The sequence below is a fragment of the Rhodococcus sp. APC 3903 genome, from assembly GCF_030407755.1.
Classification (GTDB): Bacteria; Actinomycetota; Actinomycetes; order Mycobacteriales; family Mycobacteriaceae; genus Rhodococcus_F; species Rhodococcus_F erythropolis.
In genome coordinates this window covers 339,651-356,931 of the sequence record NZ_JASDCV010000003.1, presented here as the reverse complement: position 1 = coordinate 356,931, position 17,281 = coordinate 339,651, and the positions used below count along the sequence as shown (strand labels likewise).

Here is a 17,281-nt window from a genome sequence, read left to right as displayed (position 1 = left end):
CGACAATGACCGAAACAGTTGCAGGATCACCAGTGTGGAAGCCGGCGCCTCATCGAGTGCCGGCGCCGGGACTACCGACCTCGGTCCGGATCTACGAAGTCGGGCCACGCGACGGACTTCAAGCAGAGACGGCGGTGATCCCGACCGAGACGAAAGCCCAGTTCATCGAACGCCTCGTCGCGGCCGGTTCCCGCACTGTCGAATTGACGAGCTTCGTCTCACCTCGATGGATCCCGCAACTCGCGGACGCGGAAGAATTGATGGATCGGCTGCACCTGCCGGACTCGGTACGTACGGTCGTTCTTGTCCCGAACCGCAAGGGTCTCGAGCGGGCCGTTGCCGCCGGAGCGCGCGAAGTTGCAGTATTCGTCAGCGCTACCGAGGAATTCGCTAAACGAAACCTCAACTCGACGGTAGACGGCGCTATAGCCGCGGCCACCGAGGTCACTGCCGCCGCAAGAGCTCTGGGACTTCCCGTCCGCGGCTACATCTCGATGTGCTTCGGCGACCCTTGGGAAGGCACTGTGCCCGTCGAACGTGTCGCCGACATCGCGAAGACCCTGGTCGACAGCGGTGTCACGTCACTCTCACTCGGCGACACCATCGGCGTCGGCACACCTGGCCATGTGCTCGCCTTACTCGACGCCCTCCGAGAACGTGGCATCCCCACATCGCAGATCGCCATGCACTTTCACGACACCTACGGCCAGGCGCTGTCGAACGTCTATGCGTCATTGACCGCTGGAGTATCCGAATTCGACAGTTCCGCAGGTGGTCTCGGACGGTGCCCGTACGCCAAGGGCGCGACCGGGAATCTCGCCACCGAGGACCTGGTGTGGATGCTCCACGGCCTCGGGATCGACACCGGCATCGACCTGGATTCCCTTACCGACACAAGTAGTTGGATGGCCGAACAGATCGGACACTCGAGTCCGTCCCGAGTCGTCACCGCCCTCCGCGCAGCACGTACCTGACACTCGCACGCAAGCCCCTCCCTGTACGACCCCCTGCCATGCATGACACTGGAGAAGACTGATGTCACCACCGCAGTCGGCAACGACGCCGACCACCACAACCGCGCCGACCGATCAGCAGACATACCTCGAAGTCTGGGGCGACACTGTCAACGGTCGACACCTCGCGATCTCCGTCGCAGTCGGCAGTGTCGTGGGCGCCTCGGCTCTGCTTGCGGCCCAGTCGCTGTTCGAACGGGTCGTCAGCGAACCCTCGTTGGCCCAGGCGTACAGCCTGCTGGTCGGGATCGCGGCCTGCCTGCTCGCCGGCGTCGTCTGCGGAATCTTCATCAAGCCGAAGCGGATAGTCGCCTTGGCCGCCGCCGACGCGGAGTCGATCGACGGTGTCATCACGACGATGAGTGAGCAGCGTCAGGGTCTGGGCACTCTCGCCGACATTCCGGAGCAGAGTCGACAGGAACTTCGCGAACTCGGTCTGTACGACCACTTCGCCGCTGCCGAGGCCGAGCACGCACAGGCCTCGAAGACATCGCCCTCGAACCCGCCGAAGGACGGTGGGCGCGCATGAGTTCGGTTCTGACCAACGAAATTCTCATCGCCGTTCTCTTCGGCATCATCGGTGCTGTCGCGTTCACGTTCATCGGGTTGATCTCCGGCACGGACGAGACCGCCACCATCGCACCGCTGACTCTGCTCGTGATTCTGCTCGGCGCTCCCCCGGCGGCAGTCTTCACGTTCTTCCTCTCCGGTGCGATCGCCAAACACATGACGCATGCGGTGCCGACGATGCTGCTGGGCATTCCCGGCGACACGATGGCGATTCCGCTCTTGCCGGAAGCGCAGATGATGCGCTCACTCGGCATCCCGCACATCGCACTCCGCAAGGCGATCTCGGGAGCAGTGATCTCGGCGTTCGTCGCCGTGCCGGTTGCCGTTCTGTTCGCGACCATCCTCGCGCCGTTCGCCGACACCGTTCAGTCGATCGCACCGTGGCTGTTCCTGGTCGCCGCCATCGGCATCGCCTACGCCTCACCAGGCCGCTGGGCCGGGGTGGTCGCCCTCGTTCCGTTTGTCATCTTGATCCTCGGTGCCCGCGCGTTGACGTCGAATTACGACGTGTCGCTGAACATCAGCTACTTCCTGGCCATTGCGGTCGGGCCGCTGATCGCCGACCTCGCGCTGACCCTGGGGCCGTCGAGCCGCAAGGACATGGAACGCAGCGAACCCAAGACCGTGGCACTGGCCCCGGACATCAAAGGATGGAAGGGATACTTCCCCAATCCTCTGAAGGTCCTCGATCGCAAGCAGATCGGTTACACCGCAGCCGCTTCCACGGTGTCGAGCGCAACGTTCGTTTTCAGTCCCGTCGCCATGACAGTTCTGATGGGTGAGCTGGTAGGTGCGCGGATCAAGAACGGCTATCACCGACTGACCACCATGGTCTCGGCAAAGAACGGTACGACGGAATCCACCTACATCGCGGAAACCCTCATCCCTCTCGTGGCCTTCGGCCTTCCGCTCAGCCCGCTGGCAGCAGGTCCCGCGGCCCCTCTGTTCAACGCTCCGCCGGTCTTCGAGACCAATCAGGAAACCGGAGTGATCAACAATCTCTCCACGTACCTGACGCAGTGGGAGTTCCTGCTCTACGGACTGCTCGCAGTGGTCACGGCAACGGTCATCGCATACCCGTTTGCCATGAACTACGCGTACCGCGCTGCGTCAGCGGTGGTCAAGCACATCAGTCACGAAGCTGTGATCGCGGTGTTCACGGGACTGGTTGTGGTCATCAGTATCTGGGAGGGCGGCATCCTCGGGCTTCTGATCACCGTGACGGTCGGCCTGGTCGGTGGCCTTCTCGGGCGCCTGTTCAAGATTCACGGCGGGGTTCTGTTCATGGGTTACTACGTGGCGCTGTTCAGCGTTCCTGCCCTGATCAATCTGTTCTGAATCGCTGGATTCAACCAACACGTGCGGACCCGCAAGAATGCGGGTCCGCACGTGTTTTCTCATCTACCGACCGTGAGCGCCACGGTTCGATTCCGGTCCAGCTTCTTCGCTCGGTACAACGCCTCGTCGGCGCAATCGACCAATTGCGTCAGGTCTGCGTCGCCGTGGGGTGAACATGCGACGCCGATGCTGACCGTCGGCCCGAGTTCACCCAATACCGCCGACGAATTCTCCGCTTGTGCGCGTCGAATCATCTCGGCCGTTTCGGTCGCACCCTCGAGATCGACGCCGGCCATCAGTACGACGAACTCCTCACCGCCCAACCGGGCGAAGAGATGCTTGTCATCGAGGTTCCGCCGCACCTGATCGGCAAAACTCACCAACGCGGTATCGCCGGCGCGATGACCGAGGTTGTCGTTCACCATCTTGAAGTGATCCAGATCCATCATCAGGACGCTCACCGGACGACCAGAGTGGCGACGCGGATCGGGCGCACCCGTCACGCTGCCGCCTCGCCGCAAGAACTCGTCCCGGCGCAACGCACCGGTGAGATCGTCGTGGGTGACGGCCTGTGTGAGTGCCTTGAGAGCGCGGCGGCGCTCGAGGATCACACACGCCACCGCGATCGGCGCTACCGCCAGCAACGACAATCCGATCTGGACGGACGCACTGACGGGCGAGACGCCTTCGCTGGACAATCCGAGATGCCCGTCGGCCGTCAGTACCAACGTCCAGGCAGTTGATGCGGCGGTGAGCACCGACGTGACAAAGACATTGGTGAGCAAAGCGGCAGTCACCAGCGCCGGCATGGCAAACGCGATCGCTCCGGCGCCGCCGATCACCCACTCCAAGATGATGCAGATGGCCAGCAGCGCTGTCGGAACAACTGATCGACGCAGAAGTGTGGCAACAGCTTTCGGGTCTCGATCCACCCGCCGAAGCGAAGGGAAAGTCAGCACCAACGGGACGATGGTCATGTAGTTGACGAACTCACTCGAGAACCAGAGCAACCAGCCGTCCCACCACTGCCCGCCGAACAGCACGCGGTTCGCGATTCCGCCCACGAGCGCCGCCATCGACGCGGCCACGACAGTCATCGACACGAGATAGCCGACGGACTGAATACTGGTCAGTCGACGATCGTCGCCGCCCACCCAGCGGAAGGCGTAAAAGCCACTCGCAACACCGACGATGTTGGCCGCGTTGAGCCACACCGTGGACTCCCACGCCCCGCCCGTGATGAGGTCGGCTCCAACGTAGCCGGCTGCAGCGCAGATCCAGGTGAGCGGTGTGGCCGAGCGCGGCGATCGAAAGAGAATCCCGAGAAGCAGCGCATTGGCCGGCCAGAAGACAGCAAGCGTGCCCGGTAGGCGGCTCAGAATTCCGACCAGGCACGAGGCGAAGACGACTACGCCGATAAGCAGTGCGCGACGTACGGCCGATGACGACAACGACTTTTCGACCGTGCTCACCACCTACATTCGGCTGACCTACTCACAATTCGCCCCACTGTGCCTTGGCTATCGATGCAGACAAATCGGATGTTACGGCGTCAGTTGGCCAAAGGGGACTTACCGAGCGCGCCCCAAGCGGTCTGAGCAAACTCTTGGACACTCTCGCTGCCACTTCCCGCAGGCATCAACCCGAGAAGGGGAACACCACTGACCGAGACAAGATCCTCGCGATTGCATCTCTCGGCGAGGTCCGGTTCCTGCGGCCACGAACCGATCACCAACCCGGCGCATTCCACACCGGATGCACCCAGCGCTTCCACGGTCAGAGCGGTGTGATTTAGCGTGCCCAGGCCGGACGCAACCACCAGCACTACCGGTGCTGCCAGAGCTGCGGCGAGATCGCGCGCGGTGAACCCGTCCACCCCCAACCGAACCAACAAGCCGCCGGCACCTTCGATCAGGGTCAAGTCGTGGGTGGTGTCCAGGTCGCGAGCGACTCGGACTACGTCGTCGAGCTCCAACAACGGCAGACCACTTCTACGTGCAGCAGTATCCGGCGCCAAAGGTTCGGGATACCGCGCCAACTCGACCAGCGTCACGCCGCCCCCGGTCAGACGCTCGATCTCGGCCAGATCACCCGCACCGTCCACGTCGACGCCGGTCTGGGCCGGTTTGAGCACTGCAACCGACTTGCCCGACTGCAAGGCCACCGATGCCAATGCGGCTGTCACCACTGTTTTTCCGACGTCGGTCGACGTTCCGGTCACCAGGAAAATGCTCATGCTCGGGCTCCGGCCAATACTTCGCGCAGTACGAGAGCGATCTGCTCCATCTCGGATGCGGACAGCGTCGCTCGTGCGGTCAGACGCAGCCGTGACGTTCCTTCCGGAACCGACGGCGGGCGGAAGCAACCGACATGCAACCCCTGATCCCGGCACGCCGACGCGGCATCGAACGCCCGTTGCGGATCGCCGAGAACGACCGAGACGACAGCAGATTCAGGCGACGGTGCACCGGTGACGTCGGCGAGTTCGGATGCCCGGGCCAGGACGTCGAGCGCTCGCGTCGGCTCGCGCTGGAGTACGGCGAGTGCAGCTCTGGCCGCGCCGACAGCGGCGGGAGCGAGACCGGTGTCGAAGATGAACGTTCTTGCCGCGTCGATGAGATGCGCGCGAATCTTGTTGTCGCCGAGCACAACTCCGCCCTGGCTGGCGAGCGACTTGGACAGCGTTGCCGTCACGACGACGTCAGGTTCACCCGCCAGGCCCGACTCGTGGACGAGTCCACGTCCACCGGCACCGCGCACACCGATGCCATGCGCCTCGTCGACCAGCAGGATCGCCCCGTACTCGCGGCACACCTGATGCATCTCCCGCAGCGGCGCGAGGTCTCCGTCGGCGCTGAAGACCGAATCCGTGACGACCAGCGCTCGCTCTTCCACTCTGCTGCGCAACATGTCGGCGAGAAAGCTCACGTCCGAATGCGGAGCTACCGCAACCCGGGCACGTGACAGGCGGCAGGCATCCACGAGTGAGGCATGCGATCCCGCATCGGAGACGATCAACGATCCGGGACCCGAGAGCGCCGTCACCGCGCCGAGATTGGCTGTGTAGCCGGAAGAGAAGACCAGTCCGGAGTCCGCCCCGACGAACTCGGCCAGTTCGACTTCGAGCAGTTCGTGTTCGGTGGTGGTGCCGGTGACCAGACGCGAACCCGTGGCGCCCGCGCCCCAACGACGCAGAGCCGCCGTTGCACCCTCGATCACGTCGGGGTGCCGCACGAGTCCGAGGTAATCGTTCGACGCCAGGTCGATCAACGGGGAGTCGACCGTGCGAGGACGGAGTTCGCGGCGCAGTCCAGCGGCCCTACGGTCCGCTTCGACGGCAGTGAGCCAATTCAGCGAGGTGTTCACTTTTCCGACCATACTTGAACACCGTTCAACTCAATGGTTAGGGTGCATCCGTGCTCACAACCGGACTTGATCCCCATGACGTCTCCGCCATCGATGCCGATGTCCTCTGGCATCCGTACGGATCATTTCCCGCGTCGACTCGTCCGCTGATCGTCGACTCTGCCCAGGGGGCTACCCTCACGCTCTCCGACGGCCGCCGATTGGTCGACGGAATGAGCTCGTGGTGGGCCGCCATTCACGGCTACCGCAATCCCGTGCTCGACGCCGCAGCCGCACGGCAGCTGGGCAAGATGAGTCATGTCATGTTCGGCGGACTGACGCACGAACCCGCCGCTCGCCTCGGGCGACTACTCGTCGACATCACACCACCTCACCTCGACAAGGTGTTCCTCTCCGACTCCGGTTCGGTGGCCGTCGAAGTAGCAGTCAAGATGTGCCTGCAGTACTGGCGGAGCCTCGGAAAACCGTCGAAAAATCGTTTGATGACCTGGCGCGGCGGATATCACGGCGACACATTCACCCCCATGAGCGTCTGCGACCCCGACGGCGGCATGCACTCTCTCTGGACCGACGTCCTTCGCCCTCAGGTCTTCGCGCAGACTCCCCCGGCGGACTATCTCCCCGAATACGTGCAGGAGTTGGAAACGCTGCTGGCCGAGCATCACGAGGACCTCGCCGCGGTGATCGTCGAACCGGTAGTCCAAGGCGCCGGCGGAATGCGTTTCCACGACCCCGCATACCTGATCGACCTCCGTAACCTCTGCGACAAATACCAAGTCCTTCTGGTCTTCGACGAGATCGCGACCGGATTCGGACGCACCGGTGAACTGTTCGCCGCCGATCATGCCGGCGTCAGTCCCGACGTCATGTGCGTCGGCAAGGCACTGACCGGCGGGTACATGAGTCTGGCGGCAACGCTGTGCACCACGGAGATCGCGGAGACCATCACTGCCGGCGAGGGCGGCGGACTGATGCACGGCCCCACCTTCATGGGCAATCCACTCGCGTGCGCTGTCGCGGTCGCGTCGACCGAACTTCTGCTCGCAATGGACTGGCGGCGTGACGTCGCAACCCTCGAACGTGGCCTCACTCGCGGCCTCGCCGAAGCCGTCACAATTCCCGGGGTGGTGGATGTTCGAGTCAAAGGCGGAATCGGGGTGATCGAACTCGAGCAGCCGGTCGAGATGCAGAGCGCGACCGATGCGGCCGTCGACGCCGGGGTCTGGCTTCGACCGTTCCGCAACCTCGTGTACGCGATGCCTCCGTACCTGTGTTCGGACGCGGAGGTGGAACAGATCACAGCCGGAATGCTTGCAACCGCCCGCAGCCAGGCGAAACGGTGATCAGCGGCGTAGACAGTCGACAAGATTCGATCGGCTGCACCCGATAGGGTCTGATTCATGGATCAACCGCCGAGCGCGCCCTCAGCCACTCCCATCCCGGTATGGCCTGGCAGTGCGTACCCACTCGGTGCCACCTACGACGGCGCGGGGACCAATTTCTCGCTCTTCTCCGAGGTCGCCGAAGCCGTCGAACTGTGCCTGATCGCCAAGGACGGCACCGAAACCCGCATTCGGATGGACGAGGTCGACGGTTACGTCTGGCATGCGTACCTTCCGTCCGTGTCCCCCGGCCAGCGATACGGCTACCGCGTGCACGGGCCGTACGATCCGGCTGCAGGTCTGCGATGCGATCCGAGCAAACTCCTGCTGGACCCGTACGGAAAAGCGTTCGACGGAGACTTCGACGGAGACCGTTCACTGTTCTCGTACGACGTCGAGTCGGCGGCGGACCCCGAACCTGCTGGAGACGACGAAACTCCTGCCGTGGAGCCGGAAGAAGCCACCGACGAAACGAGTTCGGAAGCCGAATCGGGCGAGGTGGGCCTCGAAGACGAGTCACCCACGGGCGATCAGGAATCGGACGAGAGCCTCGAGCCCGAACCCTTCGATCCCGAACCACTCGTCGACGAACCCGCTACCATCCCTTTCCCCCAACATGATTCGCTCGGTCACACGATGTCGACCGTCGTCATCAATCCGTTCTTCGACTGGGCGTCCGACCGCTCGCCGAAGCGTCCGTACCACGAGACGGTCATCTACGAAGCGCACGTCAAGGGTATGACCGCGACGCACCCCGGAGTTCCGGAGGAATTGCGCGGCACTTACGCCGGACTCGCGCATCCGGTGATCATCGAGCACCTCACCAATCTGGGTGTCACGGCGATCGAACTGATGCCGGTCCATCAGTTCATGCACGACCAGGTGCTGCTCGATCAGGGACTGCGAAACTACTGGGGCTACAACACCTTCGGCTTTCTTGCTCCACATACCGACTACTCCTCGGCCGCCAAACCCGATGCGGCCGTGGCGGAATTCAAGGCAATGGTGCGCAGTTTCCACCAGGCGGGTATCGAGGTGATCCTCGACGTGGTCTACAACCACACCGCCGAGGGCAACCACATGGGGCCGACCATCAGCTTCCGCGGAATCGACAACGCCGCCTACTACCGACTGGTCGACGGCGACGAAGCGCACTACATGGACTACACCGGAACGGGCAACAGCCTCAATGCCCGTCATCCGCACACCCTGCAATTGATCATGGACTCGCTGCGGTACTGGGTCACCGAAATGCATGTCGACGGTTTCCGCTTCGACCTGGCCTCCACACTCGCCCGTGAACTGCACGACGTGGACCGCCTTTCCGCCTTCTTCGATCTGGTGCAACAGGATCCGATCGTCAGTCAGGTGAAACTGATCGCCGAACCGTGGGACGTCGGCGAAGGCGGTTACCAGGTCGGCAACTTCCCAGGCCTGTGGACCGAATGGAACGGCAAGTACCGCGATACCGTCCGCGACTACTGGCGTGGTGAGCCGGCAACGCTGGGCGAGTTCGCTTCCCGCCTCACCGGATCCTCTGATCTCTACGAGGCGACCGGACGTCGCCCCGGCGCGAGCATCAATTTTGTCATCGCCCACGACGGTTTCACCCTGCACGACCTCGTCTCGTACAACGAGAAGCACAACGAAGCCAACGGCGAGAACAACAACGACGGCGAATCGCACAACCGATCCTGGAACTGCGGCGTCGAAGGCCCCACAGACGACCCGGAAATCCTCGAACTGCGTGGACGTCAGAGCCGAAACATCCTGGCTACGCTGATGCTCAGCCAGGGCACCCCGATGCTTGCCCACGGCGACGAGATGGGCCGAACTCAGCAGGGTAACAACAACGTTTACTGCCAGGATTCGGAACTGTCATGGATGGATTGGGCTCTCGCAGAAATCAATGCGGACCTCGTCGAGTTCACCAAGCGCGCAATTGCCTTGCGCGCCAAGAACCCGGTCTTCCGGCGTCGTCGATTCTTCGAGGGCCGACCCATTCGAAGTGGCGATCAGGGCCGAGACATCGCCTGGCTCACGCCGTCGGGCGAGGAGATGACTCCGGCCGACTGGGACAGCGGTTTCGGTAAGTCGTTGGCCGTCTTTCTCAACGGCGACGCGATCCCGGAACCGAACTACCGCGGCGAGCGTGTCACGGGAGATTCGTTCCTCCTGTGTTTCAACGCTCACTACGAAGATCTCGAATTCTCCACCCCCAACGCGGACTACGCGTCGGAGTGGACCGTCGTACTCGACACCTCGGTCCCCACTGGTGAGAGCGATACCGTGATCAAGGCCGGAACAACATTGGATGTAAAAGCGCGAGCATTGACGGTACTTCGCAGAACCGCCTGAGGGAGACGTGCACATGGCCCCGATAACCAGCACCTACCGACTGCAGTTGCGACCGGATGCATTCACTCTTCGTGATGCGGCCGCACAGGTGGACTACTTCGAGGCATTGGGGGTCTCACATCTTTATCTCTCCCCCATCCTCACTGCGACGTCCGGGTCGACGCACGGCTACGACGTCACCGATCCGACGACCGTGTCCGAAGGACTTGGTGGCCGCGAGGCTTTGGTGGAGTTATCGCGCGCGGTTCGATCACGTGGGATGGGCCTGATCGTCGATCTGGTCCCCAACCATGTCGGTGTCGCCAAACCTCGCGAAAATGCTTGGTGGTGGGACGTTCTCACGCACGGGCAGTCGTCGGAGTACGCGGACTTCTTCGACATCGACTGGGCAGACAACAACGGGGCCAACGGCAAACTCTCGCTCCCGGTGCTGGGCAGCCAGGACGATCTCGACGCACTGACTGTCGAGAAGGATGGTGAGGAAACACTTCTCGCGTTCTACGAGCACCGCTTCCCTGTCGCCTCCGGCACCGAATTCGGATCTCCACAGGAGGTCCACTCCAGGCAGTCGTACCGACTCGTACCGTGGAACGCCGGAATCATCAACTACCGACGGTTCTTTGCCGTCAACGAACTCGCTGCACTGCGCCAAGAGGACCCCAAAGTCTTCGAACTCTGCCATCGGCAATTGAAGTCGTGGGTCGATGAAGGACTGATCGACGGCGTTCGCATCGATCACCCGGACGGACTCGCCGATCCGGCGGAGTATCTGGGGCGCCTGCGGGAACTGATTGGACCAGATCAGTGGCTCGTGATCGAAAAGATCCTCGGCCATACGGAACCACTCGATCCGCTGCTCCCGATCGACGGCACCACCGGATACGACGCACTCAATCAACTGGGCGGCATTTTCGTCGATCCCGCCGCCGAACTCGAATTGACCGAACTCTCCGCAGATCTGACCGGCGACGACGGGGACAGTACGTGGTTGCATCACACCGAACGTCAGTTCAAACGCGACACCGGGCGCGGTGACCTTGCACCCGAGGTTCGCAGACTCGTGCGCGCAATCCGACGCGAAACCGGAAGTCGTTGCAGTGAGACCGAACTGAACGACGCAGTTGTCGTCGCGATCGCTCGGATGCCGGTCTATCGATCCGACTACAGTCCGCTCGCCGGTTTGGCCGCTCGTATCGTCGGCGACATGCACGAACTGGCGCCTGGGCATGAAGCGGCGTTCAACGTGCTGGCGCAATCCCTGGTGAACGGCGGTGAAGCGGCGGTTCGCTTCCAGCAGGTGTGCGGCGCCGTCATGGCGAAGTCCGTCGAAGATCGACTCTTCTATCGGACGGCGCGACTGGTCTCACGTCAGGAAGTCGGCGGCAACCCGGCATCACTTGCCGTCTCCGTCGCCGAATTCCATCTCCACAACGCGGACCGAGCGAAGCGGTGGCCGCGGGCGATGACGAGTCTGTCCACTCACGACACCAAACGCGGCGAGGACGTGCGGGCACGGATCGGTGTTGTGTCTCAGGTGCCGACCCTGTGGTCCCGGCTGATTCGCGACTGGGAAAACGTCTGCCCCAGCCCTGATCCGCTTACCGGATTGTTCTTGTGGCAGAACATCATCGGCGTGTGGCCGGCGGACGGTCGCCCCGCGTCCTCGGTTCCAGAGCTGCGCGAGCGTTTACACGCCTATGCGGAGAAAGCCGTCCGCGAGTCCGGCGCCAGGACTTCCTGGAACGATCCGGACGTCGGCTTCGAGTCGGCAGTGCACCGCTGGATCGACGAGGTGATCGACGGTCCTGTCGCTGATTCGGTCAGCGAATTCGTCGGCCGGATCGCGCGTCACGGCTGGGCGGACTCTCTGGGCCAAAAGCTGCTCCAACTCCTCGGGCCCGGAGTTCCCGACGTCTACCAGGGCACGGAGCTGTGGGAGGACTCGCTGGTCGACCCGGACAACCGGCGCGTTGTCGACTACGGAACGAGGCGATCACTGCTCGAATCCGGCGCCGCGCCGATCGACGCAACAGGAACCGCAAAGTTGCACCTCGTTCGCACGGCACTGACACTGCGGCGGGAGAACCCCTCGTGGTTCGATCACGGTGAGTACCGGCCCACCTTCGCTTCAGGTTCCGGATCCGGTCATCTGGTCGGCTTCTCGCGCGGCCCGGCAGGTGATCCGCCCATGGTTGTTGCTCTGGCGACGCGACATTCGCTCGGACTCTCGTCGCACGGCTGGCGAGACACACGAATCGACCTTCCCGAAGGCGAATGGCTCGACGCACTGAGCGGACAACCCGTCACGTCCGCAGATGCGCGCGATGTCTTCGCCGCCGGACCATGTGCCCTGTTGACCAGGGTGTGCTGAGCGGTTTCCGCTGACTGGACATTCACCCCCGAAAAGAACTTCGTCGCGCTAACTTCCGAAGAGCAGATCGTCACCACTATTCGGAGGTTTGAGCATGACTGCCAATCGATACACCGGAAAAGTTGCCTTCATCACCGGAGCAGCCCGCGGTCAGGGGCGCGCGGAAGCTGTCCGGCTGGCAGAAGAGGGCGCAGACATCATCGCCGTCGACGCGTGTGTTCAATTCGAATCCACGTCTTACGCCGGCGCCACCGAAGACGACCTGGCCGAGACAGTCGAACTGGTCAAGGCTCTGGACCGTCGAATTGTCGCTACCAAGACCGACGTCCGCGACTTCTCTGCGCTGTCCGCGGCGCTCGATGCCGGCATCGACGAACTGGGGCGCCTCGACGTCGTCGTCGCGAACGCCGGAATCTGTTCTGCCAACATGTCCTGGGAAATCACGCCCGAGCAGTGGCAGGAAACGCTCGACGTCAACCTGACCGGAGTCTTCCACACCGCCAAGGCAGCGATCCCGCACCTGATCAAGCAAGGCACCGGTGGCTCGATCATCTTCACCAGCTCCGTCGCCGGCCTGCGTGGGCTCCCCTTCCTCGGCCACTACGTCGCGAGCAAACACGGCATCACCGGTCTGGCCAAGACGATGGCCTCGGAATTGGGGCAGTACAACATTCGGGTCAACACCATCCACCCGCACGGCGTGGAAACCGGAATGCAGATGACGGACATGCGGCCGCTCATCGACGCCAACGCTCACACCCTCGGTCCGATCTTCATGCAGACCTTGCCAGACCCGGTCAGCCAGCCGGAGGACATCGCCGCAGCCGTCGCGTTCCTCGGTTCCGACGAGGCCCATCACATCACCGGCATCGCGATGCCGCTCGATCTGGGCACCCTGATCCGCTGATCGAATCTTCTCGAGTTTTTCCCGTCCTCGGGGAATATCGCTTCCCCGAGGACGGTTGCGCGAGACATGACCAAAACTGTTGTAGCGCAGACGTACGGCACGCCCGAGGTCCTGGAGCTGGTGGACATCGATTTACCGGCACCGAAATCAGGCGAAGTCCTGGTCGACGTGAAGGCGATCGGCGTCAATCCCTTCGACTTCAAGCTCTACAGCGGTGCTTTCGGCACTGATCCCGAGAAACTTCCGATCCGCCTCGGCGGCGAGGCAGCGGGCGTCGTCTCGGCGGTCGGCGACGGCGTTACCGGTGTTGCAGTCGGCGACGAGGTGATCGTCAGCCCCGGCAACGGTCTTTACGCCGAACAGGTAGTCGTTCCGGTCTCCTCGATCACCGCGAAGCCCGCCGGCATCAGCTGGGAACAGGCGGCCGGACTCCTTCTCGTCGGCGGAACTGCAGTCGACGCCCTCGACACCATTCGCGTCGGCTCCGGGGACACCGTCCTCATCCACGGCGCGTCCGGTGGCGTCGGCGCTATTGCGGTTCAGCTCGCCGCAGCACGCGGTGCCACCGTGATCGGCACTGCGGGAGCATCGAATCAGGACTACGTGCGCTCGCTCGGCGCCACGCCGGTGCTCTACGGCGAGGGCCTCGAAGCCCGCGTTCGTGAACTCGCACCGAACGGTGTCGACGCCGCTTTCGACACCGCCGGAACTGACGAAGCCGTCGATACATCTCTGACATTGGTCGCCGACAAGAGCCGTATCGTCACCATCGTCGCGTTCGGACGCGCCCAGACCGACGGCTTCGCGTCTGTCGGCGGAGGCAATCCGGCAAGTGCCGAAGCACGTTTGAAGGCTCGCTCCGAACTGGTCGAACAAGCCGGGTCCGGACACCTCACCGTGAAGATCGCCAAGACCTTCCCGCTCGCAGACGTCGCACTCGCTCACACCGAGTTGCAGAGTTCTCATCCCGCCGGGAAGTTCATCCTCATTCCCTGAGGTTCCCTAAGCCTGAACGGCGAGTGGAACCAAGAGGGTAGTGCCGAACGCGACGAGCACGGATTCGCCTTCGCGTTCGGCATGTACCTCGGCAGTGACGAACACCTGCTTGCGCCCAGCCTTGACCGAGCGTGCCGTGGCGACGAATGCCGTTCCTACTCCCGGGCTCACGAAATTGACCGCGCAGTTGGACGCCGCCACGACACCAACCTGTGTAAAGGCAGCAAATCCGCACGCAGTGTCGATAAGTCCCGCCACAAGCGCAGCGTGCAAGTGTCCCGAGTACTGGCCGAGATCCTCACGCCATTCGAGCCGCAGGCAGACACGTCCTGGTTCGGCCTCCGTCACTTCGAATCCGGCCCACCGGTTGAAGGCCGCCGAGGCGTTGACTGCGCGCAACTGTTCCAGCATTTCCGAATTTTCCATGTAGACCAGTCTACATAGATTGTGGTGGATCGCTGGGGTGTTTAAGCTCCAACTCGTGGCGACTCCCCCGAAACACCGCGAAGCACTGGTACGAGCTGCAGCCGATCTGTTTCGCCGCCAGGGGTATGCGGCTACGGGGCTCAACGAGATCCTCAAGTCGAGTGGCGCCCCGAAAGGTTCGCTCTACCACTACTTTCCCGGCGGCAAAGAGCAGATCGGCGAAGAGGTCGTCCGCGTCGGCGGGCAGTTGGTCACCGACACTCTGACCGAACTCGCCGACAACCACCCGGACGCCGGAGCACTGCTGCGCGAGTATGCGCGGTTGCTCGCTGGATGGGTGAGCGATTCGGACTTCCACGAAGGCTCGCCGATCACGACGGTGTTGTTGGAACTTGCCCCCGATTCGGAGAGCGTGACAGCCGCAGGACAGGCGGTCTACCGACAGTGGACTTCGCTACTGCGCGACTCACTGATCGAGTCCGGTGTCGCACGCACTCGAGCGGAACGGCTTGCCGTCCTGGCAGTGTCCGCACTCGAGGGTTCGCTGGTGCGGGCTCGCGTCGAACGATCAGGTCAACCGATCCTCGATTCCCTCGGCGAGGTCGCCGACGTGTTCGCCGGAGCAATCGCTGCGGCAGCCGTGCACTGAGCTGACATGCCCTGAGCGAACGGCACTCTCGGTCTCATGAAGGCGCCGAAAGGTACGTTCGCTCGGAATCGGACGGTGGGCCTGCCGGCTTCCCGCCACCACCCCGAGCACCCCCGCGGGCCGCGCCGATCCCCGCGACGACGACGCATGCGATACCTGCCACCGCCAGCAAACTCGGAACCTGTTGCAGCACAACAAGACCGATGAGCTGCGCGAAAGCGGGTTCGAGACTCATCAGCGTGCCGAATGCTGCCGTCGACAGCCGCCGCAGTGAGACCATCTCCAGAACGAACGGCACGACGGGCAGCAAGATCGCAAGTCCGAGGCCCACGAGAACCAGGTGCGGGGTCAGCCGCCCAATGGCCGAGTGGCCCACGGCAATTGTCGCGGCCAACCCGGCAACCGCCATCGACACCGCCAGCCCGTTGATACCGGCAACCTCGTCGCCGACCCGCTGGGTGAGCAGTATGTACATCGCCCAGCAGAGCGCCGCGCCAAGTGCGTACGCCACACCGACCAGATCGACTGTCCCTGCCCACGGTTCGGTGAGAAGGACTACGCCCACGCCTGCCAGAACCGGCCACAGAACGCGGCCACGCCCCCGGAGCAAAGCAACCGTCAGCGGACCCAAGAACTCCAGCGCGCTTGCCGTTCCCAGAGGAAGACGCTCGACGGCCGCCATGAACAACAGCGTCATTCCGGCGGTGACCACACCCAGGACCACGCAGGCCAGAAACGCTTTGCGAGTGAACGCGGAGGGACGGGGCCTGACGATGATCAGAAGAATGATGCCCGCCCAGGCGAGACGTATCCACGCTGCTCCGTCTGCTCCGAGCTGATCGATCAGACCCACCGACACGGCGAGCCCGAGCTGCACGCACAACATCGCCAGAACAGCCAGGCCCACTCCGGCCCGCGCTTTCGTATCCATAGCTGAATTGAACGGGACGCCAACCGTTCGTGTCCACGCGATTTTGACCTACATTATGTTCACGATTAGTGAATGATCGAACGATGGAAACCCGTCGACTCCATCTCCTCCTCGAACTCTCCCGCTTGGGTTCCATGCGCGCGGTCGCCGAAGCTCACAACCTCACGACATCGACAGTGTCCCAACAGCTCGCGGCTTTGACCGCGGAAACCGGTACTGCATTGATCGAACCGGAAGGCCGACGCGTTCGCCTCACACCTGCCGGTCAACGACTCGCCGATCATGCGGTCACCATCCTGGCAGCCGTCGATGCAGCACGCCTGGACCTCGATCCGACCGCCGAACCGGAGGGGACACTGAGAGTCGGCGGATTCGCTACTGCCGTCAGAACCGCGATGCTCCCCGTCGCCCTGAGCCTGCAACACAGCCATCCACAGGTAGACGTGGTGATCTGCGAGTACGAACCGGCCGAGGCTTTTGCCCTACTCGAACGAGACGACCTGGACCTCGCGCTGACGTACGACTACAACCTCGCCCCCGCATCCCCGAGCTCGTTACTCGAAGCACTACCGCTCTGGTCGACGCCGTGGGGATTATGCGTTCCCGACAACGCCCACACACCCGACGAGTCCACGAAATCCGGGATCGATCTGCGTGCCTTCGCAGACACACCATGGATAGTGAACTCGCGAAATACAGCCGACGAGCGGGCCGTGCGAACCCTCGCGTCACTGGCTGGATTCACCCCTCGGATCACTCACCAGATCGACAGTCTCGACTTGGTCGAACTCTTGATCCTCAGTGGTTACGGCGTGGGGCTGATGCCACTCGAACGCAAGACCCGCGAAGGCGTACGCGTCGTGCCGCTGACCGATCCGCCTGTCATCCTCACCGCCTATGCGGTGACGCGTCGCGGCCGATCGTCGTGGCCGCCGCTTCGGCTCGTGCTGGACCGCCTCACGGCCTACCGATAA

At 63.1% G+C, this 17,281-nt stretch carries 15 protein-coding genes; 10 read left to right on the top strand and 5 right to left on the bottom strand.

Annotated elements, in window-relative coordinates; genetic code table 11:
* Positions 1–5 precede the first annotated feature (5 nt).
* The 3 genes from QMA15_RS06340 (at position 6) to QMA15_RS06330 (ending at position 2,921) form a co-directional block, all read left to right on the top strand.
* The gene (locus QMA15_RS06340; RefSeq protein ID WP_080910802.1) at positions 6–974 is read left to right on the top strand and encodes a hydroxymethylglutaryl-CoA lyase; all 969 of its coding nucleotides are present in this window, start codon (positions 6–8) and stop codon (positions 972–974) included.
* A 61-nt stretch (positions 975–1,035) separates the two neighbouring features.
* Positions 1,036–1,542, top strand: coding sequence for a hypothetical protein (locus QMA15_RS06335; protein ID WP_019748825.1), 507 nt, complete (start codon positions 1,036–1,038; stop codon positions 1,540–1,542).
* Positions 1,539–2,921, top strand: coding sequence for a tripartite tricarboxylate transporter permease (locus QMA15_RS06330; RefSeq protein ID WP_003941745.1), 1,383 nt, complete (start codon positions 1,539–1,541; stop codon positions 2,919–2,921). The genes QMA15_RS06335 and QMA15_RS06330 overlap by 4 nt, the downstream gene beginning before the upstream one ends.
* Positions 2,922–2,980: 59 nt before the next feature.
* On the opposite strand, the gene QMA15_RS06325 is transcribed toward QMA15_RS06330, so the two are convergent.
* From QMA15_RS06325 to QMA15_RS06315, 3 genes are all read right to left on the bottom strand, one after another.
* On the bottom strand, positions 2,981–4,393 hold the full coding sequence (locus QMA15_RS06325; protein ID WP_290283774.1) for a sensor domain-containing diguanylate cyclase: 1,413 nt from the start codon (positions 4,391–4,393) through the stop codon (positions 2,981–2,983).
* 80 nt (positions 4,394–4,473) lie between these two features.
* Entirely contained in the window at positions 4,474–5,157 is a 684-nt protein-coding gene (gene bioD, locus QMA15_RS06320) for a dethiobiotin synthase (RefSeq protein ID WP_021333698.1), read from the bottom strand.
* On the bottom strand, positions 5,154–6,299 hold the full coding sequence (locus tag QMA15_RS06315; protein WP_290283773.1) for an 8-amino-7-oxononanoate synthase: 1,146 nt from the start codon (positions 6,297–6,299) through the stop codon (positions 5,154–5,156). The genes bioD and QMA15_RS06315 overlap by 4 nt, the downstream gene beginning before the upstream one ends.
* Before the next feature lie 38 nt (positions 6,300–6,337).
* On the opposite strand from QMA15_RS06315, the gene QMA15_RS06310 reads away from it, so the two are divergent.
* The 5 genes from QMA15_RS06310 (at position 6,338) to QMA15_RS06290 (ending at position 14,301) form a co-directional block, all read left to right on the top strand.
* Positions 6,338–7,630 carry an adenosylmethionine--8-amino-7-oxononanoate transaminase gene (locus QMA15_RS06310; RefSeq protein WP_290283772.1) on the top strand — a complete coding sequence of 431 codons (1,293 nt, stop codon included), beginning with the start codon at positions 6,338–6,340 and terminating at the stop codon, positions 7,628–7,630.
* A gap of 57 nt (positions 7,631–7,687) precedes the next feature.
* Positions 7,688–10,027 (top strand): glycogen debranching protein GlgX, encoded by a 2,340-nt coding sequence (glgX, locus tag QMA15_RS06305; protein WP_290283771.1) that lies wholly within the window; start codon positions 7,688–7,690, stop codon positions 10,025–10,027.
* Positions 10,028–10,040: 13 nt separating this feature from the next.
* Positions 10,041–12,398 carry a malto-oligosyltrehalose synthase gene (gene treY / locus QMA15_RS06300; protein ID WP_290283770.1) on the top strand — a complete coding sequence of 786 codons (2,358 nt, stop codon included), beginning with the start codon at positions 10,041–10,043 and terminating at the stop codon, positions 12,396–12,398.
* 94 nt (positions 12,399–12,492) lie between these two features.
* Positions 12,493–13,305: a mycofactocin-coupled SDR family oxidoreductase gene (locus QMA15_RS06295; protein ID WP_019748832.1), complete on the top strand. Its 813-nt coding sequence runs from the start codon at positions 12,493–12,495 to the stop codon at positions 13,303–13,305.
* Between the two features lie 66 nt (positions 13,306–13,371).
* On the top strand, positions 13,372–14,301 hold the full coding sequence (locus QMA15_RS06290) for an NADP-dependent oxidoreductase (RefSeq protein ID WP_060938919.1): 930 nt from the start codon (positions 13,372–13,374) through the stop codon (positions 14,299–14,301).
* Positions 14,302–14,307: 6 nt separating this feature from the next.
* On the opposite strand, the gene QMA15_RS06285 is transcribed toward QMA15_RS06290, so the two are convergent.
* Positions 14,308–14,727, bottom strand: coding sequence for a PaaI family thioesterase (locus tag QMA15_RS06285; protein ID WP_020908051.1), 420 nt, complete (start codon positions 14,725–14,727; stop codon positions 14,308–14,310).
* A gap of 55 nt (positions 14,728–14,782) precedes the next feature.
* On the opposite strand from QMA15_RS06285, the gene QMA15_RS06280 reads away from it, so the two are divergent.
* Positions 14,783–15,376 (top strand): TetR/AcrR family transcriptional regulator, encoded by a 594-nt coding sequence (locus tag QMA15_RS06280; RefSeq protein WP_019748835.1) that lies wholly within the window; start codon positions 14,783–14,785, stop codon positions 15,374–15,376.
* A 34-nt stretch (positions 15,377–15,410) separates the two neighbouring features.
* Here the strand turns inward: QMA15_RS06280 and QMA15_RS06275 are convergent, their stop codons facing one another.
* Complete coding sequence (locus QMA15_RS06275; RefSeq protein ID WP_070386479.1) at positions 15,411–16,307, bottom strand: EamA family transporter; 897 nt, start codon at positions 16,305–16,307, stop codon at positions 15,411–15,413.
* An 83-nt stretch (positions 16,308–16,390) separates the two neighbouring features.
* Between QMA15_RS06275 and QMA15_RS06270 the strand changes: the two genes are divergently transcribed.
* Entirely contained in the window at positions 16,391–17,281 is an 891-nt protein-coding gene (locus QMA15_RS06270; protein WP_070386480.1) for a LysR family transcriptional regulator, read from the top strand.